Genomic DNA, 26,339 nt, shown 5'->3' on the forward strand with positions numbered 1-26,339 from the left:
GGCGAAAGGCGCCGATCGCATTGACGGCTGTAGACGCGGGATATACTCATACAATTACAGAATCAATCAGCACGTGAGGGTGTGTGGCAGGTCCAATCATGAATTCGGGAGGGGGCGCCACGGCGACTGCCTCGGGTGGCGGCCGGTCTTACGGCCCGGCGCTGACGTTGCTCGCCACATTGTTCTTCATGTGGGGCTTCATCACCGTCATCAACAACACGCTGCTGCCGCATCTGCGCGCCGTGTTCGATCTGAGCTACCTCCAGACCACGCTGATCGAATCGGTGTGGTTCATCGCCTATTTCTTCGCATCGATCCCGTCGGCCAAGCTGATCGAGCGGATCGGCTATCAGAAGTCGCTCGTCACGGGCTTGGCCATCATGGCGGCGGGCGCGCTCGGCATGATCCTCGCCGCATCGATCCCGTCATATGGCGTGACGCTGGTCATGCTGTTCGTGATCGCCAGCGGCATCACCTTGTTGCAGGTCGCCGCCAATCCATACGTCGCGGTGATCGGCTCGCCCGAGACGGCGTCGTCGCGGCTCAATCTCGTGCAGGCGATGAACTCGGCCGGCACGATGCTGGCGCCGGCGTTTGGCGCATACCTGATCCTCGGGCGCTCGGTCAGCGGCACCGCCAAGGCGGGGCGTATCCTCACCCCGGCGGAACGGCTTGCCGATGCGCATTCGGTGGTGCTGCCATATCTGCTCGTCGCGGCCGTGCTGGTTGTGCTGGCGGTGGTGATCGCACGCTTCCCGCTGCCGGTCATCGGCCAGAACGCGACCAGCCGCGTCGCTGCGGAAGAGCGCAAGCATCTGTCGCTGTGGAAGCACCGCGCGCTGGTGCTCGGCATCCCGACGATGGTCGCCTATCTCCTCGCCGAGATCGGTGTCGCCAATCTGTTCGTGAACTTCGTCAGCCAGCCGAACATCGCCGATCTGACGCATGAGCAGGCGGGTCAGTATCTGACGCTGCTGTGGGGCGGGATGATGGTCGGCCGCTTCGCCGGCTCCGCGATCATGCAGAAGTTCCGCGCCGAAAACGTGCTGGCGGTGTTCGCCGGTTTCGCACTGCTGGTCATGCTCGTCGTGCTCGGTACAACCGGGCATGTCGCGATGTGGGCGCTGATCGCGGTTGGGCTGTTCCACTCGATCATGTTCCCGACGATCTTCACGCTGGCGATCCGTGGGCTTGGCCCTTTGACCGAAGAGGGTTCGGGCCTGATGATCATGGCGATCGCGGGTGGCGCGCTGGTGTTCGTGCAGGGCATTCTGGCCGATACCTACGGCCTGCAATCGTCGTTCATCCTGACAGCCGTGTGTGAGGTCGTGGTGCTGGCTTATGCGCTATGGGGCTGCCGCTCCGCCGTGGCGGTTGCCAAATGACGGCGGCGATCGAACCCCGGCTGGTGTGGCCGGTCGCAGCCACGCTGGGCGAAGGGCCTGCATGGATCGGGCGCGAGAACGCGCTGTGGTTCGTCGACATCAAAGGCGGCAGGGTCCACCGCTACGATCCCGCGACGGATGAACGGCAGTCGTTCGAGGTTGGCGGCATGCCCAGTTTCCTCGTTCCGGCCGAGGGCGGCAGACTGTTGGTGGGCTCGGTCGACGGACTGTATCTGCTCGAAGACGGCAAGCTGACCGGGCCGGTCGCGAAGATCGACATGCCTGCGCACAACCGCACCAACGATGCCACCGTCGATCCATCGGGCCGGCTGTGGGTCGGCACCATGGACAATGAGGAAGAAGCGCTTACCGGCGCGATCCACGTGTTCGATGCTGTCGATCTGCGGCCGGTCGGTGGCGATTGCGTCATCACCAACGGCCCGGCGATTTCCGCCGATGGCGGCACGATCTACCACGTCGATACGCTTGGCCGCACGATCTACCGCTGCGATATTTCCAGCGAGACCAGTCTGGCAAAAGGCGAGGTGTTCGTTACCATCGCCGAGAAGGACGGCCACCCGGACGGCGTGACGCTTGATTCCGAAGGGTGCCTGTGGGTCGGCCTGTGGGGTGGCTGGCAGGTGCGGCGGTACGCGCCGGACGGCACGTTGCTCGCAATTGTGGCGATGCCCTGCGCGAACTGCACAAAGGTCGCGTTCGGCGGCCCGGACCTGCGCACTGGCTACGTGACCACCGCACGCAAAGGCTTGTCGGAGGCGGAACTGAACGGCCAGCCGCTTGCCGGCGGCTTGTTCGCGTTCGACGCGCCGGCGCCCGGCGTGGCGCTGCCCGAGATGCGCTTGCCGGCGTGAGCGGGTATCGCGTTCTCGGCGACTGGGGCACGACCCGGCTGCGGCTGTTCCGGATCGAAGACGGCGCGGTGACCGACCGCGTCTACGGTGACGGGATCGGCACACCCGGGATTGTGCCCGAGGCGGTGCTACGTGCTGCGCTTGCCAGCTGGGCGGGCGAGGGTTCGCCCGAAACGATCCGACTGTGCGGCATGGTCGGCGCGCGCGACGGTTGGCGTGAGGTACCCTATGCCGATTGCCCCGCCACTCGCGACGCGTGGCTGGCTGCGGCGACCGCGCTGACGCTCGACGGTGTGCCGGTCGAGATCATGGCCGGGCTTGCCTGTGTCGATGCCGAAGGCGTGCCGGACGTGATGCGCGGCGAGGAAACGCAACTCTACGGCGCGCTGGCGCTCGCGCCCGACCTCGCGGGCGGTCGGCACATCGTCGTCCTGCCCGGCACACACAGTAAATGGGCGGTGATCGAGGATGGCGCGATCACCGGCGTCCGCACCATCCTGACCGGTGAGGTATTCGCGCTGCTGCGCCAGCATTCCACACTTGCGCGTGGCATGGCGGCTGGTGATGCCGGTGCGGAGGCGGAGGGTTTCGCCGCCGGTCTCGTCCGCGCTGAGCGCGGCGTCCTGAGTAGTCTGTTCGGTGCGCGCGCCATGCAGTTGCGGGGCGGCAAGACGCCCGACTGGGCGTTGGGCTATCTATCCGGTCTCGTCATCGGTGGCGAGATCGCGGAGATGCGCGCCACGCTGGCGAACACGAGCGATGTGACGATCATCGGCGATCCGCGTCTCGCCGACCTATATACACAGGCGTTCGCGCGGAATGGCATCGCGGTGCAGCGCCTCGACGGCGATGCCTGCGTGCTTGCCGGACTGTCATAAGGAGGTTTCATGACGCTCGACGAACTGCTCGCGGAGGGCGTGCCCCCGGTTGCCGCAATCCTGCGCGGCCTGCGCCCCGATGAGGCGCTCGATGTCGCCGCCGCGTTGATCGACAACGGGGTGCGCATTCTTGAAGTGCCGTTCAACTCGCCCGAGCCACTGATTAGCATCGCCGCCATAGCCAAGGCTTTCGGCGATCGCGCGCTGATCGGGGGCGGTACCGTGCTGAGCGTCGAAGCGGTCGAGGCGCTTACGGGCGCGGGCGGACGGCTGCTGGTGACGCCGAATACCAATCCGGCGGTGATCGCGCGCGGGGTGGCGCTCGGGCTTGAGGCGCTGCCCGGCTTCATGACGCCGAGCGAAGCGTTCCAGGCGATCGCAGCCGGTGCGCGGCGACTCAAGCTGTTCCCTGGTGCCAGCCTCGGCCCGGCATACCTGAAGGCCGTGCGCGACGTCTTGCCACGCGACGTGAAGGTGTGGGCGGTCGGCGGCACCAATGCCGAGACGTTGCAGGACTGGCTCGATGGTGGTGCGGAGGGCATCGGCGTCGGCGGCGCGCTATTCAAGCCGGGCGACAGCGCGACGGTCGTCGGCGAGCGTGCGGCGGCGCTGACGGCGGCGTGGCAGGCCACACAGGCCTAGCAGCGACTGCGAAGGCTGGCGGGAACGATCTTCCCGCGCGGTAGGAGCCGGCCCGGGCAACCACCCGGACCGTCTTGAGCCCCTTGCTAGCGCTTAGTCGTGCTCGCGGTCGCCGGCGCCCATGTAGAGCTCGCTGCCGGTTTCCTTGAACACTTGGCTCATCGCCGCCATGCCAGCCTCGGCCTCGTCGGCTGCGACGAACGTTGCGACCGGTGCGTTCTGCTTGGCGGCAAAGTCCCGGACTTCCTGCGTGATCTTCATCGAGCAGAACTTCGGTCCGCACATCGAGCAGAAATGCGCGCTCTTGGCGCCTTCCGCCGGCAAGGTCTGGTCGTGAAACTGCTCGGCCGTGTCGGGATCGAGCGAGAGGTTGAACTGGTCGCGCCAGCGGAATTCGAAGCGCGCGCGAGACAGCGCATCGTCGCGCAGCTTGGCGGCGGGGTGGCCTTTCGCCAGATCGGCCGCGTGTGCCGCCAGCTTGTATGTCACCACGCCGACCTTCACGTCGTCGCGGTCGGGGAGCCCCAGATGCTCCTTGGGCGTGACGTAGCAGAGCATCGCCGTGCCGAACCAGCCGATCATCGCGGCACCGATGCCGCTGGTGATATGGTCGTAGCCCGGCGCGATATCCGTCACCAGCGGCCCGAGCGTGTAGAACGGTGCCTCGCCGCAGGCGGCGAGTTGCTTATCCATATTCTCCTTGATCTTGTGCATCGGCACATGGCCGGGGCCTTCGATCATCACCTGCACGTCCTGCTCCCACGCGCGCTTGGTAAGCTCGCCCAACGTATAGAGTTCGGCGAACTGCGCTTCGTCGTTGGCATCGGCGTTCGAGCCCGGGCGCAGCCCGTCGCCAAGCGAATAGGCGATGTCATACGCCTTCATGATCTCGGTAATCTCGTCAAACCGCTCGTAGAGGAAGCTCTCCTTGTGGTGCGCGAGGCACCATTTCGCCATGATCGAGCCGCCGCGCGAAACGATGCCGGTGACGCGCTTGGCGGTCATCGGGATGTAGGGCAGACGAACACCGGCATGGATGGTGAAGTAATCCACGCCCTGTTCGGCCTGTTCGATCAGCGTGTCGCGGAACATCTCCCAGGTCAGATCCTCGGCAATGCCGCCGACCTTTTCCAGCGCCTGATAGATCGGCACGGTGCCGATCGGGACGGGCGAATTGCGGATGATCCATTCGCGCGTGTCGTGGATGTTGCGGCCGGTGGAGAGGTCCATCACCGTGTCCGCGCCCCAGCGGATCGACCAGACCATCTTGTCGACCTCGCTCGCCACGTTCGAGGCGACGGCCGAGTTGCCGATGTTGGCGTTGATCTTGACTAGAAAGTTGCGCCCGATCGCCATCGGCTCACTTTCGGGGTGGTTGATGTTCGACGGGATGATCGCACGACCACGGGCAACCTCGTCGCGGACGAATTCGGGCGTCACATAATCGGGGATCGAGGCACCCCAATCCTGACCGTCGCGGACGAGCTTTTCCTTTGCCTCTGCACGGCCGAGGTTCTCGCGGATCGCGACATATTCCATCTCAGGCGTGATGATGCCGCGACGCGCGTAGTGCATCTGGCTGACGTTCATGCCGGGTCGGGCGCGCAGCGGACGCTTTACGACGTTGGGGTATTGCGGCACGCCGGCCAAACGATCGGGGCCAGACAAGCCATTGTCTTCCGGCCGGATTTCGCGACCGTCGTAGCGTTCGACGTCGTCCCGCGCCTCGATCCAGCCGCGGCGCAGTTCGGCCAGACCGGTGTTGATATCGATCAGCGCGGCCGGATCGGTGTAGGCACCGGAGGTGTCGTAGACGCGCAGCGGCGGCTCGCCGCAACCGGGTTCGAGGTGGATCTCGCGCATCGCCACGCCCGCGCCGGGTATGTTCGGGGACGTGACGTGGATTTTCCTGGAACCCCGGATTGGTCCGGTGGTGACACCGATTTCGGTTCTGGTGGGCAGGTCGGCCATGCGTCGTCTCCTCAAATGAGAGAAAACGGACCTTGCCAGACCGCTCCCTCCCTACGCCGGTAAGCCCTTGCGGGGCCGGATCAGGTTCAACGGGTCGAGCGGAATTGCACCGCCCCTCTCAGCCTCAAGGCTCCCCGGGGGATGGCGTGATGATAGGTCGGTTCGGAGGAGCCGTCCAGCCCTGACGATGCCGCAGTTCGGGCGGCAAAGGCGCGCGTCCTGCGCTTTGGCGATGGGCTAACGCACGCGACGCAGGGGCTATGGCGCCTGTGCTGGCGGCTAAATCGACAGGCCGCGCGAGGTTGAGCGCCCCGCGCGCCGGCGTCAGGATCAGGCGTTGCTTGCTGCGCTGGTCTTAATGTTTCCGTTGACGCCGGCCGGATAGAACCCGCCTGACGTGACCGCGGCGCTGTTGAGGTAGAGGACGTTAAGAACCTGCCCGGCGGTGCGCGTGTAGACCCGCCCGTTGCCGTCGACCGGCGCGATGTTGGCGGCGGTGGCGGTACCGGTGATGCCCTGATCGATATCGGCCGACCCGTCGAGGCCGTCGCGCGCGTTGCTGAACTGTCCGGCGGCGCTGCCCTGGCCCATCGTGTACAGCGTCGTGCGGATCAGCGCGGCATGGTAGGATTGCGTCGCGAGCATCCCCGCCACCGCATCGAGGTACACTACGCTGGTGAGCAGCGTCGACACGCCCTTCAACGCTGTGACCACGAGATCCTTGAACACGAAGGTGGCGAGCAGGAAATTCAGGTCGCTCGCATACGGGTCGAACGTCACGCCGGCGGCGGCGTAGCCACCAAGCTGCGCGATCCGGGTGAAGGCACCGCTCGCGCTGCCGTCGATGTTGAGCGCGGGCTGTGCCACTGCCGAGGAACCCAGCGCCGAGCGCAGGAACCGCAGATGGGCGAGATCGTCTGCGGCGATCTCGCGCGCATATTGGCCGATGGTGGCGTTGGCGAAGCTGACCGCGCGACCGCCCGTGACCGACCCTTGCGTGCCGGTGCCGGTGAGCAGCGCCGCGCCGCCGCCGGGGAAGTTTCCGCTGCCGGTGGTCGTCTGAGTATCGGCGATCGCCGAGATGTTGGTGCCGGTCGTCACGAACTGGCCGAACTGCGCCTGAAGATATTGCAGGTTAAGCAGGAGGTTGAGCGCATCGGCGTCGATGATCGCGCTGGTGCTGCTCGGCGTGGGAGTCGGCGTCGGCGTTACGGTCGTATCGTCGCTGCTGCCGCCGCAGGCGCTGAGCAGCGCGAGGCCACCGGCCGCCGCACCGATCTGCGCGGTGCCGCGCAGGAAGTTGCGGCGCGCGAGGCTGCGGCGGTCGTCGGCGGTTTGAAGGATATCGGTCACGGGAAAACTCTCCGGGCGAAAATTCGGGATGGCTCGGGCGTGTCTGGCGCCGGTCAGTTCGCGCCGCTGGCGACGGTGGTGCCGTTCACGCCGGCGGGGAAGAAACCGCCGAGCGAGACCGACAGGCTGTTGAGATAGACGATGTTGAGCACCGCCGTCGTCGCGCGGGTGTAGGTCTGCCCGTTGGCGGCGGTGGGCGAGATGTTCGAGACGAGATTGCCGTTGGCATCGGTCGTCGGCGAAATGCCCTGATCGTCGTCGCTGCTGCCGCCGTCGAGCGCGTCGCGCGCGTTGGAGATCGCATCCGCATTGGCGCGTAGGGTCGAGCCGCTTACCGCGCCCTTGGCGTAGAGCAACGTACGAATGGTGCCGGCATGATAGGCGGTCGCGCCGAGCAGGCCGACGAGCGATTCGCGGTTGGTGGCGTCGCTCACGCTGGTGACGAGGCCCTTGTAGGCGGTTGCGACGACATCCTCGAGCAGGAACGCGGCGAGCAGGAAGTTGCTGTCGCTCGCGTACACGTCAAAGCCCGCGCCGGAGGCGACGAGACCGGCGGCGCGCATCGCGGTGCTGAACGCGCTGGTGGCGGTCACGTCGAGGTCGATCTTGGGCTGCGCGATTACGTCGGCGCCTGCGGTTGTGCGCAGGAAAGCGACGCGCGCGGCGGCCTCGGTGGCGAATTCGCTGGCGATCTGCGCCACGACGGGATCGGTAAAGGTCGCCTGCCGGCCGCCGGTTACCGCCCCGGCGGTTCCCGCGCCGGTCAACTGTGCGGCGGGGAGGCCAGCGCCGTTTGCCGCGAGGCCGTAGAATTGCGCGAGCAGATATTCGAAGTTCAGCGCGAAATTGACGATCGAGGAATCGGCGACGGTATCGGCGAAGGCGACCCCGCTGACGGTGAGCGCGGCGGCGCCCGTCGCGGTAATCGCAGCAGCGCCGAGCGCGGTGCGGAAGAAGGCGCGGCGCTCGTTTTGCGTCTCGTCACGGGTTTCGGGAGCATCCTCGTGCAGGGCAGTCATTCTCGTCCTTCCGGCGTGTCACCTGGAGCCAGGGTGCGCGCCATCGGCCAGGCCGGATACGACACGGCCGCCCCCGCCCACGCAGGGCAAGAACGGCCGGAGTCGCAGCGGGACGCACACATGCGCCCCGTAGAGACGGTTTAGAAGGTGTACGCAAGCCCGGCCGCGCCGATCCACTGGTTCGGGTTGCCGGCGGTGCGGACGATCGGGCTGTACGAATAGCTGTTGAGTAGCCGCGAATAGCTGCCGCCTGCGACCAATTTCACGCCGTGCAGCAGATCGCCGGTCAGCGAATAGGTGAAGAAGCCGCCGACCTGATAGTCTTTCCAGCCGGAACGGGCGTTGTACGTCGGCAGGCCGCTCAGCATGCTCTGCGTCGGCGAGATGCTGAAGTAGGTCTGGCCATAGCCGCGCTCGACATGTTCCGCGGATGCGACGAGGCCGACCGCGGCCTTGCGGCTGAGCGGGGTCAGATAGTTGATCGACGGCTGCCATATGCCGCTATCGTGCACGTTCGACACGTCGTGACGGTAGCTGACCGATACCGACAGCTTGTCATACGGGCTGGTGATGATGCCGGTCTTGCCGATGCCGACATAGCCGCCGAGTTCGATCGCGGTATCGATCTTGCCGAGCGCACGGACGCGTGGATCGTCGATGTTCTTGCGCGAGGTGCGGTTGAAGTTGATCACGCCGATCGGGCCGGCCTGGAAATCGAGGGTCTGGCCGGGGCGGTTCGGGATCAGGTCGATCGAGGCGCGGTTGCCGATCAACGAGAAGGCGAAGCCCTTGAACTGGCCGATCACTGCCGGCGCAGGCGTGAAGCGGTAGTCGTTCGAACCTTCATAATCCGGCAGGTACGCGCCAGCCACGCCGACCGTAACATTGTCGCCACCCAGCTTCGCCGCAAGATCGGCATTGGCAGCCGCGCCCTCCGTCTGCGCGGACGCCGGAGCGGCGGCAAGCAGCACGGCGACCGGAAGAGCGGCGGCAAAACCGCGGTGGAACAACTTCGACACTGGCAAATCCCCTGCATGCACTCGGTATATAATCGCCGCGTAACGCCGCGTTGCGGCAATTGGCTCCCATGTCGTTACGGGGTGATGACGATTTCGCAAAAGCGTGACAATCCGGCCACGGCAGCGGGCCGTTGCAGGGCCGGACGGTCCCGGTGCGCGTGTGTGTTGATGGCCTTTATGGTTGCTGTTGCGCGGGCCAGAGACAGCGACGTGGCTCAGGTTGACTGGATGGCTGTTGCTCGCATGCCGCACGGGATACGGCAATGCAGCCGATGTTTGACGCGGCCCCCTGGTCTGCCGGGTGCAGGCGCGGCAGCAAGGCAGGCGATCACGCAAGTCGGGCGGCGTTTCGCGTTTGACGCATCGCCGTACCTCCCGCACAACCGCAGTGATGGCACTCTCCCGCGAAACCGGCCCTCCGGTCGCCTTTGTAGGCGCTTCCAAGATTTACGCGGGCGGTGCGGTCGCGGTCGACGACGTGTCGATCGAGATCGCCGGCGGCAGTTTCGTAGCCTTGGTCGGCGCGTCGGGATCGGGCAAGTCGACGCTGTTGAAGATGGTCAACCGCCTGATCGAGCCGAGCCGCGGCGCGATCCATATCGCCGGCGCGGACGTGACCAAGGGCGCGGCGTTCGCGCTGCGGCGTCGGATCGGCTACGTGTTCCAGAACATCGGCCTGTTTCCGCACCTGAGTGTGGCGGAGAACATCGCAATCGGCTTTCGATTGACGGGTGAGAAGGATCAGCAAGGCCGTATTGCCGAGTTGCTCGATCTGGTCGACCTGCCGCCGGATTTCGCGAAGCGGATGCCCGATGCGCTATCTGGTGGTCAACGCCAGCGCGTGGGTGTGGCGCGCGCGCTCGCGCTCGAACCGGGGCTGATGCTGATGGACGAACCGTTCGGCGCGCTCGACCCCGTCACCCGCGACCAGTTGGGGGTGGCGATCCGCGCGCTGCACGACCGGCTTGGCCTCACCACCATCATGGTGACACACGATATGGCCGAGGCGCTGATCCTCGCCGACCGCGTGCTGGTGATGGCAGGCGGGCGGATCGTCGCGGACGAGGTGCCGGCAGCGTTGCTCGCCGGGAAAGGCGGCGCGGAGGCGGATGCGCTGGTCGCGGTGCCGCGCGAACAGGCACGCCGACTGCGTGAGATCGGCGGACACCTGTGAGCCGCCGCAGTATCGGATCGGCGGGGCGGGAATGAGCGGGTTTCTCGATGCGATGCAGCGCGTGCCGCCACTCCTCGCGCAACACCTGCTGCTGGCGTTTTCCGCGTTGCTGCTCGGCATCGTCATCAGCCTGCCGATGGCGATCGTGTCGGCCAGGCGGCCACACGTGGCGCGCGTGACGCTCGGGTTCGCCAGCCTGATCCAGACCATCCCGACGCTCGCGTTGCTGGCGTTGTTCTACCCCCTCCTGCTGTCGCTTTCCACGCTCGTAGGCGGCGGGATACCAGCGCTTGGCTTCGTGCCGTCGCTGCTTGCGCTCACGCTGTACGCGCTGCTGCCGATCCTGCGAAACGCCGTCACCGGGCTGACCGGGCTCGATCCTGCGATCATCGAGGCGGCGGACGGGGTGGGTATGACCGCGTGGCAGAAGCTGCGGCTGGTCGAGGCGCCGCTGGTCGCGCCGGTGGTGATGGCCGGTATCCGCACGGCCGCGGTCTGGACGATCGGCGCGGCGACCCTGTCCACCACGGTTGGCCAGCCGAGCCTTGGCGACATGATCTTCGCCGGCCTCCAGACGCAGAACTGGGCGCTGGTGCTGGCCGGATGTTTCAGCGCGGCGGCGCTCGCACTGGCGGTGGACGCTCTGCTCGGGCTGGTCGAACACGGCATCGCGGCGCGCCGGCGCGGACGCGTCTTGGGTGCGGTCGCGGTGCTGGCGGTGGGGGTGGCGCTCGCGTTCGCGCCGATGTGGATGCAGGGCGGCGGCAAGCGCGTGGTGATCGGCGCCAAGAGCTTTTCCGAGCAATATATCCTATCCCGCGTGATCGGACACCGGCTGGAGGCGGCGGGTTACCAGGTCGAGTACCGCGAGGGGCTGGGTTCGGGCGTGGCGCTTAACGCGCTGTCCAGCGGGACGATCGACGTCTATGTCGACTATACCGGCACGATCTGGGCCGACACGATGAAGCGCAGCGACGTGCCGTCGCGCGATGCCATCCTGGCCGGCGTGCGCGACTGGGCGAAGAAGACGCGTGGCGTGACCGTGCTGGGCAAGCTCGGCTTCGAAAATGCCTATGCCTTTGCGATGCGGGGCGACGATGCGGCACGGCGCGGCGTCAAGACGATCGCCGATCTGGTTCCCATCGCGCACGGGCTGCGGCTGGCGACCGATATCGAATTCCTCGACCGGCCCGAGTGGGCGGCGGTGAAGCGCGCCTATGGGCTGGAGTTCGGCTCGGCGCATCCGTACCAGCCGACCTTCATGTACCGCGCGCTCGAAAGTGGTGCCGCCGACGTGATCCCGGCCTTCTCCTCCGACGGACGGATCGCGGCGGACAGGCTGACGGTGCTGTCCGACCCGAAGGGCGCGATCCCGGGGTATGACGCGATCCTGCTACTGTCGCCGGCTCACGCGCATGATGCACGGTTCCAGGCGGCGCTGCGGCCGCTCATCGGGCGCGTCCCCGTCGCGGCGATGCGGCAGGCGAACTATCTGGTCGATCGGGATGCCGACAAGCAGTCGCCCGAGGTGGCGGCGCGGTGGCTTGAGAAGCGAGTGGGCTTGTAGGCGGGAATGTCTTGCTCTCGCTGGTGCGTGGACATTCGAGATTACGGGCGTGTCTTCTCCGGCGGACATACCGGCGGCTGAAAAGCCCACCCAGCCACACGCAATTTCGCAACTTGCGCGTAGTAAATCAAACCGCCAATAGAGCGGTATGGCACATCGATACCATATCGCACGATAGCGGTAGCGTTGCCATCATCATCATCTGGCGAGAGAGACACCTCAAGGGGACCGCTCCGTTTTTCTTCTTGTCCTAAAAAAGCTCGAATTAACTCACCTCGTCCTGACAGTACAATTGACTGGGTTCTTACTTCGACAATGCTGGCGACGCATTTGAGTGTCGGAGGAAGCGGAGATAGCATTCGACGATGTAAGCCGGGACACGCATTGGCCGCAAGTGGGCGCAATCCGTCCTCCGGTGCTATTCCTTTCCGCTTCAGCCGCGCACTGCCGTGAGGAAGTAATCGAGGTTGAGGTCGTCGCTCAGCACGAAGCCCTTGGCCGGCGAGAAGCTAAGGCCACGCCGGTCGATCACGCGCATCCCTGCGGCGGTCAGCAGTGCTTCCAGTTCGTCGGGGGTCAGGAACTTGTCCCAGTCGTGCGTGCCTTTCGGGATGCGCCCCGAGCCTTCGCCGACGGTAATCATCGCCAGCCGCGACACGGGCGTGCGGTTGGGCGTGGACATCACCAGCAGCCCGCCCTCGGCCAATGCACCGACAAGGCCACCTACGAAACCGGCGGGATCGGTCACGTGCTCGATCACCTCCATGCTGGTGACAAGATCGAACGTCTCGCCGCCAAGCCCCTCGACGCTGCCGGTGCGATAGTTGATGGCGAGGCCGGAGGCGGCGGCGTGGGCGGCGGCGGCGGCGATGTTCTCCGGCGCGGCGTCGACCCCGGTCACGCTCGCGCTCAGCCGGGCGAGCGGTTCGCACAACAGACCCGCGCCGCAGCCGACATCGAGCGCACGTTTGCCGGCGAGCGGGGTGAAGCTGGTCTGGTCGCCGCCGAAATGCGCGTCGATCTGTTCGCGCAGGTAGCGCAGCCGCGGTGGATTGAGCCGGTGCAGCATCGCGGAACTGCCCTTCGGATCCCACCATTCGGCAGCGAGCGTGCCGAAGTGGGCGGCTTCCTTCGGGTCGATCGTCGTGGCTGTCATAAACTCACCTGCGTGGGAAGGTTGCGCGTGTGCCCGTCGTTCGCTCGGGCCAGAGCAAGCGGCTTAGCTGGGCTTTGCTGGCCCTAACCTTAGCTTGGCTTGCCATCGTCTCACCCGGTTCCTATCAGGACGCCCCTTCCAACCCAAGGATTTTGCGACACCCCAATGGCCCGCATCGTGATGAAATTCGGCGGCACCTCGATGGCCGGCATGGAGCGCATCCGGAGTGTGGCGGCGCGGGTGAAACGCGAGGTCGAAGCCGGCAATCAGGTCGCGGTGGTCGTCTCGGCGATGGCGGGCGAAACCGACCGGCTGGTCGGCTTCTGCCGCGAGGCGTCGTCGCTTTACGACCCGAAGGAATATGACGTGGTTGTCTCGGCAGGCGAGCAGGTGACGAGCGGCTTGCTCGCCATCGCGCTACAGGCGGCGGGCGTACCGGCACGCAGCTGGCTCGGCTGGCAGCTCCCCATCCACACGTCGGACGCGCACGCCTCGGCACGGATCGGCACGATCGACACGGTGGCGCTCGACGCAAGTCTGGCGCGCGGCGAGGTGGCGGTGATCCCCGGCTTCCAGGGCGTGACCGACGACCAGCGCATCACCACGCTGGGTCGCGGCGGATCGGACACTTCGGCGGTGGCAGTGGCGGCGGCGATGAAGGCGGACCGCTGCGACATCTACACGGATGTGGACGGTGTCTACACGACCGACCCGCGCATCGTGCCGCGTGCGCGCAAACTGAAGCGCGTGACCTATGAGGAAATGCTCGAACTCGCCAGCGTCGGCGCCAAGGTGTTGCAGACGCGATCGGTGGGTCTTGCCATGAAGGAACAGGTTCGCGTGCAGGTGCTGTCCTCGTTCACGGGGCCGGACGCACCGATGGCCGATACACTGCCCGGCACGATGATTGTCGGCGAAGAGGAGATAGACGACGTGGAACGCCAGCTCATCACCGGCATCGCGCACGACAAGAACGAAGCCAAGATCACGCTGACCGCGGTGCCCGACACCCCCGGCGCGGTCGCGGCGATCTTCGAGCCGCTGGCGGGATCGAACATCAACGTCGACATGATCATTCAGAACATCGCGCATAACGCCGGGTCGACCGACGTGACGTTCACCGTGCCGCAGGCCGATCTCGCGCGCTCGATCGAGGCGCTCAATCAGGCGCGCGCGAAGATCGGCTTCGCCGAACTGGTGCACGATACGCGTGTTGCGAAGATTTCGGTGGTGGGCGTCGGCATGCGCAGCCATGCTGGCGTCGCCTCGACGATGTTCACGACGCTTGGCGCGCGCAGCATCAACATCCAGGCGATCTCCACCTCGGAGATCAAGGTCAGCGTGCTGATCCACGAGGATGAGACCGAGCTGGCGGTCCGCGTGCTGCATACCGCCTACGGGCTGGATGCGGAGGATGTCGCCGCCTGATCCGGGCGGTCACTTCCCTCCCCGGTAAAGGCCGGGGAAGGGCTGGGGGACGTTACGGCAGCGTCGCCAGCCACGTCACCACCGCGCTTTCCAGCCAGATGCGCGCATCGGAATAGCTGTGGTCGGTGGCATGGTGCTGCGTCGCGACGCGGGCGTTGCCGGCGGCGCGGACCTTCGCCACCAGCGCCTCGTCGGCCGGCGCAAGGCCATCGTCTGAGGTGATTACCAGCAGCGGCGTCTTGGCGAGGCCGGGCGCGGTGGTGTTCAGCCGGAACGTCGCGACATTGGCAGCGATCTCGTCGGCAAGCGCTTCGTTGCTGGACTGCAACGTTTCGTGATTGTCGGCGAGGAAGGCGATACGCTGGTCGCGCGGCAGGGTCGCCGAACTCGCCATGTCCGCCGCCGAGATCAGGATCGCCCCCTTGAGGTCGCGGCGGTGCGCGGCGACCTGCGCGGTCGTCCAGCCGCCAAGGCTGTGCCCGCCGAGCACCAGCCGGGTGGTCTCGATGCCGTATTTCGCCGCCACCGCCGGCTGTTTCAGGAAATCGAGCACCGCATCGGTATCCTCGATGCAATGCGTGAAGCTGTAGGTGCCGGGGCTGCCCCACGACCCGCGATAGTTGAAGGTGACGACGTTCCAGCCGGCGCGGCGCACCGCCTGCGCGAGATCGAGGTTCTTTTCGTTACCAGGCAGGCCGTGCAGCAGGACGAGCGTGGGGTGCATGCCCTTGCCGGCCGCGAGATAGCCGACCGCATTGATGCTCACGCCGTGCGAGGGGACGTGCAGCACCTCCATGCGGGCGGGCGCGGCGGCATCGCGCGGCGGATCGGTGAAGATCGCGGGCGGCGGCGTCTGCGCGAACGCCATTGCAGGCAGGCACAGCAGGGTGGCGCAGAGCAGCTTGGCGATCATCGATGTTCCCCCGGAAGAAGCGCGGCGATCATGACCGAACCGGCGGCAGGCCCCAAGCGGTTATTCGCCGATCAGATGCACCGCGATGCGGCGGCGGTGGGCGGCGCGGCGGTGTTCGAACAAGTAGATGCCCTGCCAGGTACCGAGCATCATGCGGCCACCCGCCACCGGGATCGACAGACTGGTCGCGGTGAGCGCGGCGCGTAGGTGGGCGGGCATGTCGTCCGGCCCTTCGTCGTCGTGTTCGTAACTACGGCTTTCCGGCGCGATCTTGGCGAAATAGCGTTCGAGGTCGCGCGCGGCGGCGGGCGCGGCGTTCTCCTGCACCAGCAGCGAAGCGGAGGTGTGACGCAGCAGCAGCGTAAGCAGCCCGGTGTCGATGCCGGTGCCCGCCACCCAGCGCGCCACCGCATCGGTGCAGCTATGCAGCCCCTGACCGGGCGTGGTGACGAGGATTTCTGCGACGGACTGGCGGAGCATTCCCTAAGATAAGCATGTGCGACGCAACGGCCATGCTTTCTTTTCGCGCACGAGACTTTATGGCCGCTGCATGACCAGCACGACCGGCGCGGCGCGCCTCACCCAACTCATGGCGCGCGGCGTCGAATTCCTCGGCAGCGAGGTGGCGATCCTGTGCGGCGCGATGTCTTGGGTGTCGGAGCGCAACCTTGTCGCGGCGATGTCGAATGCAGGCGGCTTCGGGCTGATCGCGTGCGGCGCGATGACGCCTGCGCTGCTCGATGCCGAGATCGCCGCCACCAAGGCGCTGACGGACAAGCCGTTCGGCGTCAACCTCATCACCATGCACCCGCAGCTGATGGAGCTGATCGCGGTGTGCACGCGTCATCAGGTCACGCATGTCGTGCTGGCGGGCGGGCTGCCGCCGGCGGGGAGCCTGGAGGCGATCAAGGCGGGCGGCGCCAAGCTGATCTGCTTCGCGCCGGCGCTCAGCCTCGCCAAGAAGCTGATCCGCAGCGGCGTCGATGCGCTGGTGGTGGAAGGCATGGAGGCGGGCGGGCATATCGGCCCGGTCTCGACCAGCGTGCTCGCGCAGGAGATCCTGCCCGAAGTCGCCGACAAGGTGCCGGTGTTCGTGGCGGGCGGGATCGGCCGGGGCGAGGCGATCGCCGCGTATCTCGAGATGGGCGCGGCGGGCGTCCAGCTCGGCACGCGCTTCGTCTGCGCGACCGAATCGATTGCGCACCCCAATTTCAAGAAGGCGTTCCTGCGCGCCTCCGCCCGCGATGCGGTGGCGAGCGTGCAGCTCGATCCGCGCCTGCCGGTGATCCCGGTGCGCGCGCTCAAGAACGCCGGCGGCGAACTGTTCAGCGCCAAGCAGCGCGAGGTCGCGCTTTCGCTCGACGACGGCAAGACGGCGATGGTCGAGGCGCAGTTGCAGATCGAACATTACTGGGCGGGCGCTCTCCGCCGCGCAGTGATCGACGGCGATGTCGAGCATGGCAGCGTGATGGCGGGCCAGTCGGTCGGGATGGTCACCAAGGAAGAACCGATCGCCGACATCATCGCCACGCTGGTCGGCGAAGCGGACGTCGCGCTGGCGAAGCGGGGATAGGCTCCCTTGCTGCCTTCCCCGGGCTGCGTCGGGGAGGGTGAAGTACGTGATGATATGCCGCTTCACCCAAAAACTCCGATACGACGGGGTTTGCGCGGGCGTCCCGCTTCGGTACAGCCAGTCACGATGCCAGCGCGCGACACCGATTTGCCGACCGAAGGCCGTATCGTGGGAGACGAGCACCAATTGCCGGTGCGCGTCTATTTCGAGGATACCGATCTGTCCGGCATGGTCTACCATGCCAACTATCTGAAGTTCATGGAACGCGGCCGCTCGGACATGCTGCGCGTGCTGGGGATCGACCAGCAGGCCGCGCATGCGGGTGGCGAGGGCAATTATGTCGTCACTGATCTGGCGATCCGCTACCGCGCGCCGGCGCGGCTGGGCGACGCGGTGGTGGTGACGACGCGGCTTGAGAAACTCGGCGCGGCCCGGCTGGTCATTCAGCAACGAGTCAGGCGCGGCGCGGTTGTACTCGCGGAAGGCCACGTCACGGTCGCCTTCGCAGCGCCTTCGGGCCGCGCGCGAAGGCAGCCGGCGGCGTGGATCGAGGCGTTCGGGCGTTTCCTGCCCGAACGCGCAGCGCAACCAGAAACGAACCAGGGGGAAAGACCCGCGTGAACCTGATCCTAAACACCGATGCGACCAGCCTGTCGCCGATCGCGCTGTTCCTTCAGGCCGACTGGATCGTAAAGATCGTGATGGCCGGGCTGCTGCTCGCCAGCGTCTGGACCTGGGCGATCATCATCGGTTTCCTCCTGCGGCTCGGCAAGATCCGCAAAGGCATCAAGCGGTTCGAGCGCGATTTCTGGAAGGCGGAGGATATCGACGCCTTCTACCGGACCGAAAGCGAGAGCAAGCTGCCGACCGCACGGGTGTTCGCAGCCGGCGTCAAGGAATGGCGCCGCTCGACCGTGGGCGGGACGATCGACCGGGGCGGCACGCGTGAGCGGCTGGCGACGGCGATGGACGCAGCGGCGGCGGCCGAGGTCGCTGAATTGTCGGACGGTCTGAACGTGCTGGCGACGGTCGGTTCGGTCGCGCCGTTCGTCGGGCTGTTCGGCACGGTGTGGGGCATCATGCACAGCTTTACCGAGATCGCCGCCAAGCAGAATTCGTCGCTGGCGGCGGTAGGCCCCGGCATCGCCGAGGCGCTGTTCGCTACCGCGATCGGCCTATTCGCCGCCATTCCCGCCGTCATCGCGTACAACCGCTTCAGCCACGGCATCAACAGAATCGAGGCGCGGCTCAACCGCTTCGCCGATGGTTTCCACGCCACGCTCAGCCGCCAGCTCGAAGCCGACGGGAAGCGCTGACCGGTGGCGATGAACCTCCCCTCGCAGCGCGGGCGCGGGCGGCGCGCGCCGATGGCGGACATCAACGTCACGCCGATGGTCGACGTGATGCTGGTGCTGCTCATCATCTTCATGGTGACCGCGCCGCTGATGACCGCGGGCGTGCCGGTCGATCTGCCCGATAGCCGGGCGAAGGCGCTCGAGCAGGAGCAGCAGCCGGTCGAAATATCGGTCGAGCGGGACGGGACGCTGCATGTCGACAAGGCGCTCGTCACGGACGATCTGCTGCCCGACGTGCTCGCCCAGGTCGCGCAGAAGACCGATGCCACCGGCAAGCCCCCGCAGATCTTCCTGCGCGCCGACCGCGCGCTCGATTACGGCAAGGTGATGCGCGTAATGGGCGAACTCAACCGCGCCGGGCTGAATCGCGTCGCGCTGCTGACCACGCCGCAGGACGAGCGGTGAACCAAATGGTCCGGGCGGGAGGCGTGCGCTGATGCAGCGCACCGAGAAGATTGGCCTCGGCATCGCCGTCGCCGGGCATATCCTGCTGTTCGCGTGTCTGTCGCTGGCGTTTCATCCGCCGGTCAACCCGGATCTGTACAAGCCCAAGCCGATCGACGTGTCGCTCGCCGAGGATGTCGCGATCGAGGCGCAGGCGCCCAAGTCGGTCGAGCCGCCCGCGCAGTCGAAATCGCCCGACGCCGGCCCGCCCGAGGATGCCGCGCCGCCGGAGCCGCAGCCCGAACCTGCGCCGCAGCCGGAAAAGGCACCCGCGCCGCCCAAGCCCGCGCCCGAGCCGGCGCCCGCCCCCAAACCGAAGCCGGTTGCGAAGGCGGAGCCTGCCCCCGCGCCGAGGCCCAAGCCAAAGCCGGAACCCGCGCCCGTGCCGAAGCCCGTGCCGAAACCCGAGAAGCCCAAGCCGGAGAAGAAGCCGGTCGAGGCCAAGGAGGCCAAGGCCGAGCCGAAGAAGGCGACGACCAAGGCGAACAGCAAGGCCGAGGCTAAGCACAGCGAGGCCAAGCCAAGCACCGCCAAGAGCGAGGCGAAGCATAGCGAGGCGAAGCCGACCACCGCCAAGAGCGAAGCGAAGCACGCCGCCGCCGCGCCGACCAAGGCGCAGACCCCGCCGACCAAAGCCAAGGGCACCGGCGGCGATGCCAAATCCACGCTCAAGCGCCCACGCGGATCGCTGCTCGACGATGATTTCCGCAAAGGCCTGACCCAGAGCCCGTCGGCCGCCAAACCATCCGCCGCCGCTCCCGGTGCGGTGATGAACGCGCAGGCCGCCGCCGATATCGGTTCGGCGATCCAGCGGCAGGTGCAGCCGTGCGCGGCGCAGCAGCATGTCAGCGGACCCGGCGTGTCGCGGATCCTCGTCAAGGTACGGCTGCAGATCAACCGGGACGGGTCGCTTGCCGGCACGCCGGTGATCGACAGCGATCATGGCGGCGTCGACAACGAGAACGAACGCTATGTCGAAGCGGTCGATCGCGCGGCGATTGCCTCGTTCAAGGGCTGCACGCCGCTGCGCGGTCTGCCGCCCGAGCTTTACGACGTGCCACGCGGGTGGAAGAGTTTCACCTTGCGCTTTCATCTGCCCGGTTGAGGATAGGACCATGCTTCACAAGACCATCCTGACGTTGGCGGCCGGCCTGATCGGTGCCGGCGCGGTTGCGCAGTCCGAGCCCGCGCCGCAGCCGCCGCAATCCCCGGCGCCCGGCCCGGTAAGCGGCCAGCCGGCGGGTCAGCCCTCGGGCGAACTGGTGGTGGACGTGACGGGCGGGCAGGCAGCGCCGCTCGGCATCGCCATCCCGGCGTTCCCGACCGCACAGGCGGTGGACACGCCGGCGGGGCGCACCGATGCGCTCGGCCAGCAATTGTCGCAGATCGTCACCAACGATCTCAAAAGCTCAGGCCTGTTCAAACCGTCCCCGGCGAGCGCGCTGAAGGGCGTGCCCTATCCCGAAGTCACCGCGCCGACGTTCGATTATTGGGGCGGGGCGGGTGCGTCCGCACTGGTGCAGGGGTTCGTGCGCGCGAACGGCGACGGCACGCTGACGGTCGGCTGCTATCTGTACGACGTGTTCGCGCGCACCGAACTGGCGCGGCAGGGCTTCGTGGTGTCGCCGGGGGAATGGCGTCGGGCTGGGCACAAGTGCGCCGACATGGTCTATTCCAAGCTGACCGGCGAAGGCCCGTATTTCGACAGCCGCGTGGTGTACGTCGCGGAGAGCGGGCCGAAGGGCAAGCGGGTCAAGCGCCTCGCCATCATGGATCAGGACGGCGCCGGCCACAGTTTCCTTACCAACGGCCAGTCGATCGTGCTGACGCCGCGTTTCACGCCCGACCAACGCTCGATCGTGTATATGAGCTACATCAACGATAAGCCGGCGATCTACGTCTACAATATCGCCAGCCATAGCCAGCGGCAGCTTGTACCGGCCGGCAATCTGACGTTCGCGCCACGGGTTTCTCCGGATGGGCGCTGGGTGTTGTTCTCCAAGGCGGTCGCCGGCAGCACCAACATCTACCGCGTGCCACTGGCGGGCGGGCAGGCGCAGCGGCTGACCGATACGCCGGGCATTGACACTGGCGGCAGCTATTCGCCGGATGGCAGCCGCATCGTGTTCGAAAGCGACCGGTCGGGCTCGCAGCAGCTTTACGTGATGAACGCGGACGGATCGCAACAGCGGCGCATCAGCTTTGGCGGAGGGCGCTATGCGACACCGGTGTGGAGCCCGCGCGGCAACCTCATCGCCTTCACGCGCATGGCCGGGAATTTCCGCATCGGCGTGATGAGCCCGGCCGGTGGCGAAGAGCGACTGCTCACCGACGACTGGCAGGACGAAGGCCCGACCTGGTCGCCCAATGGCCGTGTCCTGATGTTCTTCCGCTCCGGGCGTGGCGGTGGCGGCACCGCCGATCTGTGGTCGGTCGACCTGACCGGCGTGAACGAACGCAGGCTATCCACGCCGCTTGATGGATCCGATCCGGCTTGGGGACCGTTACGCCCCTGATGTGATATTGCCCCACCCTGTGCGGGGCTGCCCCCATGCGTTTGCGTGCACCATCCGAGAGCTGAACGATCGAAGGAGAAGCCACATGGCAAAACTGACCACGACCCTGCTCATCACCGCATCCCTCATCGCGGTGGCGGGTTGCGCCAAGAAGCCGCCCGCGCAGTTGCCGCCGCCGCCGAGCGCGACCGGCCCGGATGCATCGCAGGCTGGGGGGTACGGTAATGTCGTGCCCGGTTCGCGCGCCGATTTCGAACGCTCGGTGACGAGCAACACGATCCACTTCGATCTCGACAAGTACGACATCAACGGCGAGGCGCGCGCCACGCTCGACAGTCAGGCCGCGTGGCTGATCAAATATCCGAACGTACCGATCAGCCTGGAAGGGCATTGCGACGAGCGCGGCACGCGGGAGTACAACCTCGCGCTGGGCGACCGCCGCGCCAATTCGGCGAAGAACTATCTTGCGTCGCGCGGCGTGAACCCGTCGCGGATCTCGACGATCAGCTACGGCAAGGAACGCCCGATCGCACTCGGTTCGGACGAGGCGAGCTGGGCGCAGAACCGCCGTGCGGTGACGATCGTCCTGAACTGATCGTCTTCCCCCAGCAATCCAGGAGGCGCGGGGGCTGATCCCCGCGCCTTTTTTCATGGGTGCTTGATCCCGCTTGTCGCGCCACCCTGTATGATATAAATGTGATATCACTTAACGGGAGGGAATGATGGTCGAGTCGGGATCGCGGAATACCGCTTTGACACTGTCGAGCGAACGCGCAGCGGGTACGTTCAGCGGCTATGTCATGCTGGTGGTGCTGTTGGCCGCGGTTGGTGCGGGGTTGTGGGGCGCCTCGCTGCTGAATGACGCGCCGCGGCTGGGTGGCGGCGTGCTGACGGTGGCGATCGTCGTGTTCCTGTTCGTGTCGTGCGGCTTCTACATGCTTCAGCCCAACCAGGCGATGGCGATCACGCTGTTCGGATCGTATCAGGGCACCGACCGTAACACGGGTTTACGCTGGCTGTTGCCGTGGCTCGGGCACAAGAAGGTGTCGGTGCGCGCCAACAACATGATCTCCGAGCGGCTCAAGGTGAACGACCTGCGCGGCAACCCGATCGAGATCGCCGCGCAGGTGGTGTGGCGCGTGACCGACACCGCGCAGGCGCTGTTCGACATCGACGATTACAAGGCGTTCGTGGTGGTGCAGATCGAGGCGGCGGTGCGCACGATCGGCGCGCGCTACCCCTATGATGACTATGAGCATCAGGAGATCACCCTGCGCGGCAATCACGATCAGGTCGGCGCGGAATTGCGCGAGGAACTGCTCGCCCGGCTCAAGGTGGCGGGGATCACAGTGGACGAGTGCGGCTTTACCCATCTCGCCTACGCGCCCGAGATCGCCGGCGCGATGCTCCGGCGGCAGCAGGCACAGGCGGTGGTGGCGGCGCGGCAGACGCTGGTGGCGGGTGCGGTCGGCATGGTCGAGATGGCGCTGGCGCTGCTCAGCGAGAAAAACGTGGTGGAGCTCGATGACGAGCGGCGCGCGGCGATGGTGTCCAACCTGATGGTCGTGCTGTGTGGTGAGCGCGATACCCAGCCGGTCGTCAACACCGGTACGCTGTACCAATAGTGGCGAACGCGCCCCGCAAGGCGTTCCCGTTGCGTCTCGACCCCGCGCTCTACGCTGCGGTCGAGCGGGCGGCGGCGGCCGACCTGCGGAGCGTCAACGCCGAGTTCGAATGCCTGTTGCGCGAGGCGCTGACGCGGCGGGGGGTAAAGCTCGAGGCGCCCCAACCGGCCCGACGCGGCCGGCCACCCAAGGCGGAGGATGACGATGCTTGAGGATGTGAAGACGCATTTCCGGGCGCGGGAGGGCTATTGGTTCGTGCCCAAGGCGTTCGGCTATGGCGCGACTCCGGTGACGTGGCAGGGCTGGCTGGTGACGATCGTGTTCTCGGTCGTGACGATCGCGGCGGTTCGGCTGATGCCGACCCCGGCGGAGCGGATCGTGGTGACGGTCGCGTTGGTCGCGGCGTTCTGCGTGCTGGTGGCGCGAAAGACCGATGGCGGCTTGCGCTGGCGCTGGGGCTTTCGCGACGACCGTTGAAGCTTAGCCGAGCGCCTTGTCGAGCAGCTTCGCCAGCCGCAGGCCGCCGCGTTCCACTTCGAGGCGGGCGATCGGCACGAGCCTCTCAATGTCGTCCTCGCTCAGCGTGACGCGCGGCGGCGTGGGGGCGCAGGCGTCGCCATGCAGGGCGCTTTCATAGACCGTATCGTGCGCGACCTGCCAGCTCTCGCGGCTCCAGTCGGTCACGGTGCCGGCGGCGATCCGCGCGCGCACGGCGGCAGGGTAACGTCGCACCAGCGTAGGGCCGGTGGTGATCGCGCGCTCGGCGAGGTAACCGTCCCAGACCGAGTGGAGGTTGAGGCGCGGGCTGATGAGCGTGCCGTACGTGGCTTTCACGTCGTTGCCACCCTTGTCGCCCTTTTCACCGGCATGGAGCGGCTGGTGGAGATCGCCGGTGAAATGGATCAGGAACACCAGCGCCAGCACCTTGTCCTTCATCGGAGCGTGGCGGTCACGCAGCGTTTTCACGTCGCGTTCGATCTGCGCGGAGACGCAATTCCCGTCCTTGCAGGCCTCGGTCAGGCTGAACGGCGCGCAGACGTTCACGTCTTGGAAGTGCCATGTGTAGGCGTAGCCGAAGCGCGGTTTGCCGTCGGCACCTTTCAGCGGCTTGACGCAATCCGCCCAAGTGCTTGCGCCTTCGATGGTTGATGCCTTGCACTCGGGCGTGTCGAGCAGATCGGCATGGGCGAGCAGGCGGCGTACGCCCGCGCGCGCCTTCGGACTGGCGTTGGCGTAGCCGATCTTTGCGATCGTCTCGTGACCGAACTCCCAATAGGCACTGGCAGGGGCGGCGACGCTGACGAGCGCGGCGGCGGCGAGGAACGCGACAGGACGAATCATGGCTCGCGCCATACCCGCTGCGGTGTGCGGGTGAAAGCGCGCGGTCACTCGTCGGCGTAGATCGCGACCTCCACGGGCGTGCCGTCGCTGATGCGGCCACGGTACATCCCCTTGGTGGCGAGGCTCCAGATCGGCGCGCCAGCGCGCGGCATGACGATGATGCCGCCGGTGCCACCCATCGCGACGATCTCGGCGAGGACGCCGCGCGTTGCCGTCGCCGCATCCTCGCCGCCCAGGCGGATGCGCGCGGCGATCTCATGGCCGCAGGCGGTGCGGATGAAATACTCGCCCGAGCCGGTGGCGGAGACGGCGCAGGCGCGGTCATCGGCATAGGTGCCCGCGCCGATCAGCGGCGAATCGCCGATTCGGCCCCAGCGTTTGCCGGTGACGCCGCCGGTCGAGGTGGCGGCGGCGAGGTGGCCGTGAACGTCGCGCGCGACCGCGCCGACCGTGCCGAACTTCATCTCGACATCGAACGCGCCGCCCTTCGCCGCACGCATGATGGCGAGTTGCTCGCGGCGTTCGGGCAGGACCAACCAGTCTTGCGTCGCCGGCTCGATTCCGTGCTCCAGCGCGAACGCTTCCGCGCCGGCGCCACCGAGCAGGACATGCGGGCTGTGCTCCATTACCGTGCGCGCCAGGGTGACCGGGTGGCGGGTCGCGGTAACGCCGGCGACCGCCCCGGCCGCACGGGTCGCGCCATGCATGATCGCGGCATCGAGTTCGGCAACGCCCTCGTAGCTGAGCGCCGCGCCGCGCCCGGCATTGAAGTGCGGATCGTCCTCCAGCACCTTGACCGCCGCCTCAACCGCGTCGAGCGCCGCGCCGCCGGCGGCCAGCACGGTTTCGCCAGCCCGCAATGCCTCGGCCAAGGCGGCGCGCGCACCGGTATCGGTCGCGCGCGGGAGATGCTCGCGCGTCATGCCGCCCGCGCCGCCATGAATCGCCAGTGCCCAGCTCATATCGTCGCCCCCTTGACGCGCCGCTTCAGCCCGATCAACGGCCGCAGCCAGCCGACCTCGCGCCCGATCAGATAGAATGCCCAGCATCCAGCCACCGTGGCCGGGACCAGCACCGCGAACTCGACCAGCGGGGCGGCGTGGAGCGGCAGCAGCCAGTATTCGACCAGCACGATGATGGTCTGGTGGACGATGTAGAATGGGAACACCGCCTCGGTGAGGGTGCGGCGCCACGGCGTGTCGCTGTTCCAATAGCGGTCGGCGATGCCGATCAGCGCGATCACCGAACACCAGCCCTGCACCACCCGCGCGGTGGCGAAGGTGACACCCCACGGGTGCGCGGGCATAGTGTTGCCGGGCCAGCGCCACTCAATCGCGGCAACCACGGCATAGGCGAGCAGCGCAACCACGCCCGCCGGTTTCCACCACCGCCCGATCGTCGCCATCGCAGCTTCCGAGCGGGCGAGCGCGAAACCGAACAGGAAGCCGGGGAAGTAATGCAGGTGCGCGACGCTGTCGTGGAGCGGATCATGCGTCTCGCGCGCGCCGGGCAGCAGCATGTCGACGGCGAGCAGCCACGCGATCGGCACGATGACGATCAGCACCGTGCCGAAGACCCAGTCGAACGCCCGCTGCGCCCGCAGCCAGCCGCCAAGCGCGATCATCACCGTCAGCGCGAGCGTGTAGCACCACAGATACCCGACGAACCACAGATGCTGCCACGTCGGCAACCCGATGCCGTGCAGGCGGTGGAAGCCGAAATAGTCGTGCAGCCAGAACCAGCCGAAATCGTGTGGGTAATGGTATTTGACGGCCAATTCGATCCACGGCTGCACCGGCACCACTGCCACTACGCCGAAGATCAGCGGGATCAGCAGCCGCGTGCTGCGGGTCGCCATGAAGTGGCCGAGCTTCGTGCCTTTCGACAGCAACGCGCGGCTGGCGTAGCCGGAAATCACGAACAGCAGCATGAGCCGCCAGCTGTTCGCCGCCATCATCGGAATCGCCACCCAGGGGATCGGGTGCGCGGTCTTCACGTGGAAATCCCACGGCACGAACACCATGCCGATATGGTAGAGGATCAGCAGCGCGAAGGCGCCGATCCGCAGCCAGTCCATGCCGTGATGCCGTTCCATCGCCGCTCTCTAT

27 protein-coding genes and 1 riboswitch are annotated in these 26,339 nt (G+C 66.8%); of the genes, 17 read left to right on the top strand and 10 right to left on the bottom strand.

Annotated features, from left to right (window positions below):
* Positions 1–98: 98 nt before the first annotated feature.
* Genes L8F97_RS09920 through L8F97_RS09935 form a run of 4 tightly spaced genes read left to right on the top strand, consistent with a single transcriptional unit; the run spans position 99 to position 3,777 of the window.
* Positions 99–1,385: a sugar MFS transporter gene (locus L8F97_RS09920; RefSeq protein ID WP_242148982.1), complete on the top strand. Its 1,287-nt coding sequence runs from the start codon at positions 99–101 to the stop codon at positions 1,383–1,385.
* Positions 1,382–2,257 (top strand): SMP-30/gluconolactonase/LRE family protein, encoded by an 876-nt coding sequence (locus L8F97_RS09925; RefSeq protein WP_242148984.1) that lies wholly within the window; start codon positions 1,382–1,384, stop codon positions 2,255–2,257. The genes L8F97_RS09920 and L8F97_RS09925 overlap by 4 nt, the downstream gene beginning before the upstream one ends.
* Positions 2,254–3,135, top strand: a complete 882-nt coding sequence (locus tag L8F97_RS09930; RefSeq protein WP_242148986.1) for a 2-dehydro-3-deoxygalactonokinase — start codon at positions 2,254–2,256, stop codon at positions 3,133–3,135. Before L8F97_RS09925 ends, L8F97_RS09930 begins: the two co-directional genes overlap by 4 nt.
* Positions 3,136–3,144: 9 nt before the next feature.
* Entirely contained in the window at positions 3,145–3,777 is a 633-nt protein-coding gene (locus L8F97_RS09935) for a 2-dehydro-3-deoxy-6-phosphogalactonate aldolase (protein WP_242148988.1), read from the top strand.
* Between the two features lie 93 nt (positions 3,778–3,870).
* Here L8F97_RS09935 and thiC read toward each other — a convergent pair whose 3' ends face one another.
* From thiC to L8F97_RS09955, 4 genes are all read right to left on the bottom strand, one after another.
* Complete coding sequence (thiC, locus tag L8F97_RS09940; protein ID WP_242148990.1) at positions 3,871–5,748, bottom strand: phosphomethylpyrimidine synthase ThiC; 1,878 nt, start codon at positions 5,746–5,748, stop codon at positions 3,871–3,873.
* A 31-nt stretch (positions 5,749–5,779) separates the two neighbouring features.
* Positions 5,780–5,895: riboswitch (TPP riboswitch) on the bottom strand.
* A 183-nt stretch (positions 5,896–6,078) separates the two neighbouring features.
* Complete coding sequence (locus L8F97_RS09945) at positions 6,079–7,101, bottom strand: ferritin-like domain-containing protein (RefSeq protein WP_242148991.1); 1,023 nt, start codon at positions 7,099–7,101, stop codon at positions 6,079–6,081.
* Between the two features lie 53 nt (positions 7,102–7,154).
* Positions 7,155–8,120, bottom strand: coding sequence for a ferritin-like domain-containing protein (locus L8F97_RS09950; protein ID WP_242148993.1), 966 nt, complete (start codon positions 8,118–8,120; stop codon positions 7,155–7,157).
* A 140-nt stretch (positions 8,121–8,260) separates the two neighbouring features.
* Complete coding sequence (locus tag L8F97_RS09955; RefSeq protein WP_277924891.1) at positions 8,261–9,130, bottom strand: MipA/OmpV family protein; 870 nt, start codon at positions 9,128–9,130, stop codon at positions 8,261–8,263.
* Positions 9,131–9,530: 400 nt separating this feature from the next.
* On the opposite strand from L8F97_RS09955, the gene L8F97_RS09960 reads away from it, so the two are divergent.
* On the top strand, positions 9,531–10,313 hold the full coding sequence (locus L8F97_RS09960; protein ID WP_242148997.1) for an ATP-binding cassette domain-containing protein: 783 nt from the start codon (positions 9,531–9,533) through the stop codon (positions 10,311–10,313).
* A gap of 31 nt (positions 10,314–10,344) precedes the next feature.
* Positions 10,345–11,880 carry an ABC transporter permease/substrate-binding protein gene (locus tag L8F97_RS09965; RefSeq protein WP_242148999.1) on the top strand — a complete coding sequence of 512 codons (1,536 nt, stop codon included), beginning with the start codon at positions 10,345–10,347 and terminating at the stop codon, positions 11,878–11,880.
* A gap of 433 nt (positions 11,881–12,313) precedes the next feature.
* On the opposite strand, the gene ubiG is transcribed toward L8F97_RS09965, so the two are convergent.
* Positions 12,314–13,036 carry a bifunctional 2-polyprenyl-6-hydroxyphenol methylase/3-demethylubiquinol 3-O-methyltransferase UbiG gene (gene ubiG / locus L8F97_RS09970; protein ID WP_242149001.1) on the bottom strand — a complete coding sequence of 241 codons (723 nt, stop codon included), beginning with the start codon at positions 13,034–13,036 and terminating at the stop codon, positions 12,314–12,316.
* A 165-nt stretch (positions 13,037–13,201) separates the two neighbouring features.
* Between ubiG and L8F97_RS09975 the strand changes: the two genes are divergently transcribed.
* Complete coding sequence (locus L8F97_RS09975) at positions 13,202–14,464, top strand: aspartate kinase (RefSeq protein WP_242149003.1); 1,263 nt, start codon at positions 13,202–13,204, stop codon at positions 14,462–14,464.
* Between the two features lie 52 nt (positions 14,465–14,516).
* Here the strand turns inward: L8F97_RS09975 and L8F97_RS09980 are convergent, their stop codons facing one another.
* Both L8F97_RS09980 and L8F97_RS09985 read right to left on the bottom strand, forming a co-directional pair.
* Positions 14,517–15,377, bottom strand: a complete 861-nt coding sequence (locus L8F97_RS09980) for an alpha/beta hydrolase family protein (RefSeq protein ID WP_242149004.1) — start codon at positions 15,375–15,377, stop codon at positions 14,517–14,519.
* A gap of 60 nt (positions 15,378–15,437) precedes the next feature.
* Positions 15,438–15,857 carry a secondary thiamine-phosphate synthase enzyme YjbQ gene (locus tag L8F97_RS09985; protein ID WP_242149006.1) on the bottom strand — a complete coding sequence of 140 codons (420 nt, stop codon included), beginning with the start codon at positions 15,855–15,857 and terminating at the stop codon, positions 15,438–15,440.
* A 109-nt stretch (positions 15,858–15,966) separates the two neighbouring features.
* Between L8F97_RS09985 and L8F97_RS09990 the strand changes: the two genes are divergently transcribed.
* The 10 genes from L8F97_RS09990 to L8F97_RS10035 all read left to right on the top strand — a co-directional run bounded on the left by L8F97_RS09990 (position 15,967) and on the right by L8F97_RS10035 (position 23,367).
* A complete protein-coding gene (locus tag L8F97_RS09990; protein ID WP_242149098.1) occupies positions 15,967–16,950 on the top strand; it encodes an NAD(P)H-dependent flavin oxidoreductase in 984 nt (327 codons plus the stop codon).
* Between the two features lie 126 nt (positions 16,951–17,076).
* Positions 17,077–17,571, top strand: a complete 495-nt coding sequence (locus tag L8F97_RS09995) for a YbgC/FadM family acyl-CoA thioesterase (protein WP_242149008.1) — start codon at positions 17,077–17,079, stop codon at positions 17,569–17,571.
* Entirely contained in the window at positions 17,568–18,266 is a 699-nt protein-coding gene (gene tolQ / locus L8F97_RS10000) for a protein TolQ (protein WP_242149010.1), read from the top strand. Before L8F97_RS09995 ends, tolQ begins: the two co-directional genes overlap by 4 nt.
* A gap of 3 nt (positions 18,267–18,269) precedes the next feature.
* The gene (gene tolR / locus L8F97_RS10005; RefSeq protein WP_242149012.1) at positions 18,270–18,710 is read left to right on the top strand and encodes a protein TolR; all 441 of its coding nucleotides are present in this window, start codon (positions 18,270–18,272) and stop codon (positions 18,708–18,710) included.
* A gap of 31 nt (positions 18,711–18,741) precedes the next feature.
* Positions 18,742–19,854: a cell envelope integrity protein TolA gene (gene tolA, locus L8F97_RS10010; RefSeq protein WP_242149013.1), complete on the top strand. Its 1,113-nt coding sequence runs from the start codon at positions 18,742–18,744 to the stop codon at positions 19,852–19,854.
* A gap of 10 nt (positions 19,855–19,864) precedes the next feature.
* Positions 19,865–21,265 (top strand): Tol-Pal system beta propeller repeat protein TolB, encoded by a 1,401-nt coding sequence (tolB, locus tag L8F97_RS10015; RefSeq protein ID WP_242149015.1) that lies wholly within the window; start codon positions 19,865–19,867, stop codon positions 21,263–21,265.
* A gap of 85 nt (positions 21,266–21,350) precedes the next feature.
* Positions 21,351–21,860 (top strand): peptidoglycan-associated lipoprotein Pal, encoded by a 510-nt coding sequence (gene pal / locus L8F97_RS10020; RefSeq protein ID WP_242149017.1) that lies wholly within the window; start codon positions 21,351–21,353, stop codon positions 21,858–21,860.
* 127 nt (positions 21,861–21,987) lie between these two features.
* Complete coding sequence (locus L8F97_RS10025) at positions 21,988–22,890, top strand: SPFH domain-containing protein (RefSeq protein ID WP_242149019.1); 903 nt, start codon at positions 21,988–21,990, stop codon at positions 22,888–22,890.
* The gene (locus tag L8F97_RS10030; RefSeq protein WP_242149021.1) at positions 22,890–23,102 is read left to right on the top strand and encodes a toxin-antitoxin system HicB family antitoxin; all 213 of its coding nucleotides are present in this window, start codon (positions 22,890–22,892) and stop codon (positions 23,100–23,102) included. The genes L8F97_RS10025 and L8F97_RS10030 overlap by 1 nt, the downstream gene beginning before the upstream one ends.
* Positions 23,089–23,367, top strand: coding sequence for a hypothetical protein (locus L8F97_RS10035; RefSeq protein ID WP_242149022.1), 279 nt, complete (start codon positions 23,089–23,091; stop codon positions 23,365–23,367). The genes L8F97_RS10030 and L8F97_RS10035 overlap by 14 nt, the downstream gene beginning before the upstream one ends.
* 3 nt (positions 23,368–23,370) lie before the next feature.
* On the opposite strand, the gene L8F97_RS10040 is transcribed toward L8F97_RS10035, so the two are convergent.
* From L8F97_RS10040 to L8F97_RS10050, 3 genes are read right to left on the bottom strand one after another with little or no spacing between them, the layout of a single operon-like run.
* Complete coding sequence (locus L8F97_RS10040) at positions 23,371–24,231, bottom strand: S1/P1 nuclease (RefSeq protein WP_242149024.1); 861 nt, start codon at positions 24,229–24,231, stop codon at positions 23,371–23,373.
* A gap of 44 nt (positions 24,232–24,275) precedes the next feature.
* Positions 24,276–25,193 carry an isoaspartyl peptidase/L-asparaginase family protein gene (locus L8F97_RS10045; RefSeq protein WP_242149026.1) on the bottom strand — a complete coding sequence of 306 codons (918 nt, stop codon included), beginning with the start codon at positions 25,191–25,193 and terminating at the stop codon, positions 24,276–24,278.
* A complete protein-coding gene (locus tag L8F97_RS10050) occupies positions 25,190–26,326 on the bottom strand; it encodes an acyltransferase family protein (RefSeq protein ID WP_242149027.1) in 1,137 nt (378 codons plus the stop codon). The genes L8F97_RS10045 and L8F97_RS10050 overlap by 4 nt, the downstream gene beginning before the upstream one ends.
* Between the last annotated feature and the right edge of the window lie 13 nt (positions 26,327–26,339).

The sequence above is a fragment of the Sphingomonas sp. BAUL-RG-20F-R05-02 genome (assembly GCF_022662305.1).
In the GTDB taxonomy this organism is placed as follows: domain Bacteria; phylum Pseudomonadota; class Alphaproteobacteria; order Sphingomonadales; family Sphingomonadaceae; genus Sphingomonas.

Excerpts from the sequence above, each read along its gene's own strand:
- L8F97_RS09920 (WP_242148982.1), top strand. The coding sequence starts at position 99 with ATGAATTCGGGAGGGGGCGCCACGGCGACTGCCTCGGGTGGCGGCCGG.
- L8F97_RS09925 (WP_242148984.1), top strand. The coding sequence starts at position 1,382 with ATGACGGCGGCGATCGAACCCCGGCTGGTGTGGCCGGTCGCAGCCACG.
- L8F97_RS09935 (WP_242148988.1), top strand. The coding sequence starts at position 3,145 with ATGACGCTCGACGAACTGCTCGCGGAGGGCGTGCCCCCGGTTGCCGCA.
- thiC (WP_242148990.1), bottom strand. The coding sequence starts at position 5,748 with ATGGCCGACCTGCCCACCAGAACCGAAATCGGTGTCACCACCGGACCA.
- L8F97_RS09950 (WP_242148993.1), bottom strand. The coding sequence starts at position 8,120 with ATGACTGCCCTGCACGAGGATGCTCCCGAAACCCGTGACGAGACGCAA.
- L8F97_RS09960 (WP_242148997.1), top strand. The coding sequence starts at position 9,531 with ATGGCACTCTCCCGCGAAACCGGCCCTCCGGTCGCCTTTGTAGGCGCT.
- L8F97_RS09965 (WP_242148999.1), top strand. The coding sequence starts at position 10,345 with ATGAGCGGGTTTCTCGATGCGATGCAGCGCGTGCCGCCACTCCTCGCG.
- ubiG (WP_242149001.1), bottom strand. The coding sequence starts at position 13,036 with ATGACAGCCACGACGATCGACCCGAAGGAAGCCGCCCACTTCGGCACG.
- L8F97_RS09975 (WP_242149003.1), top strand. The coding sequence starts at position 13,202 with ATGGCCCGCATCGTGATGAAATTCGGCGGCACCTCGATGGCCGGCATG.
- L8F97_RS09980 (WP_242149004.1), bottom strand. The coding sequence starts at position 15,377 with ATGATCGCCAAGCTGCTCTGCGCCACCCTGCTGTGCCTGCCTGCAATG.
- L8F97_RS09985 (WP_242149006.1), bottom strand. The coding sequence starts at position 15,857 with ATGCTCCGCCAGTCCGTCGCAGAAATCCTCGTCACCACGCCCGGTCAG.
- L8F97_RS09990 (WP_242149098.1), top strand. The coding sequence starts at position 15,967 with ATGGCGCGCGGCGTCGAATTCCTCGGCAGCGAGGTGGCGATCCTGTGC.
- L8F97_RS09995 (WP_242149008.1), top strand. The coding sequence starts at position 17,077 with ATGCCAGCGCGCGACACCGATTTGCCGACCGAAGGCCGTATCGTGGGA.
- tolA (WP_242149013.1), top strand. The coding sequence starts at position 18,742 with ATGCAGCGCACCGAGAAGATTGGCCTCGGCATCGCCGTCGCCGGGCAT.
- tolB (WP_242149015.1), top strand. The coding sequence starts at position 19,865 with ATGCTTCACAAGACCATCCTGACGTTGGCGGCCGGCCTGATCGGTGCC.
- pal (WP_242149017.1), top strand. The coding sequence starts at position 21,351 with ATGGCAAAACTGACCACGACCCTGCTCATCACCGCATCCCTCATCGCG.
- L8F97_RS10025 (WP_242149019.1), top strand. The coding sequence starts at position 21,988 with ATGGTCGAGTCGGGATCGCGGAATACCGCTTTGACACTGTCGAGCGAA.
- L8F97_RS10035 (WP_242149022.1), top strand. The coding sequence starts at position 23,089 with ATGACGATGCTTGAGGATGTGAAGACGCATTTCCGGGCGCGGGAGGGC.
- L8F97_RS10040 (WP_242149024.1), bottom strand. The coding sequence starts at position 24,231 with ATGATTCGTCCTGTCGCGTTCCTCGCCGCCGCCGCGCTCGTCAGCGTC.
- L8F97_RS10045 (WP_242149026.1), bottom strand. The coding sequence starts at position 25,193 with ATGAGCTGGGCACTGGCGATTCATGGCGGCGCGGGCGGCATGACGCGC.
- L8F97_RS10050 (WP_242149027.1), bottom strand. The coding sequence starts at position 26,326 with ATGGAACGGCATCACGGCATGGACTGGCTGCGGATCGGCGCCTTCGCG.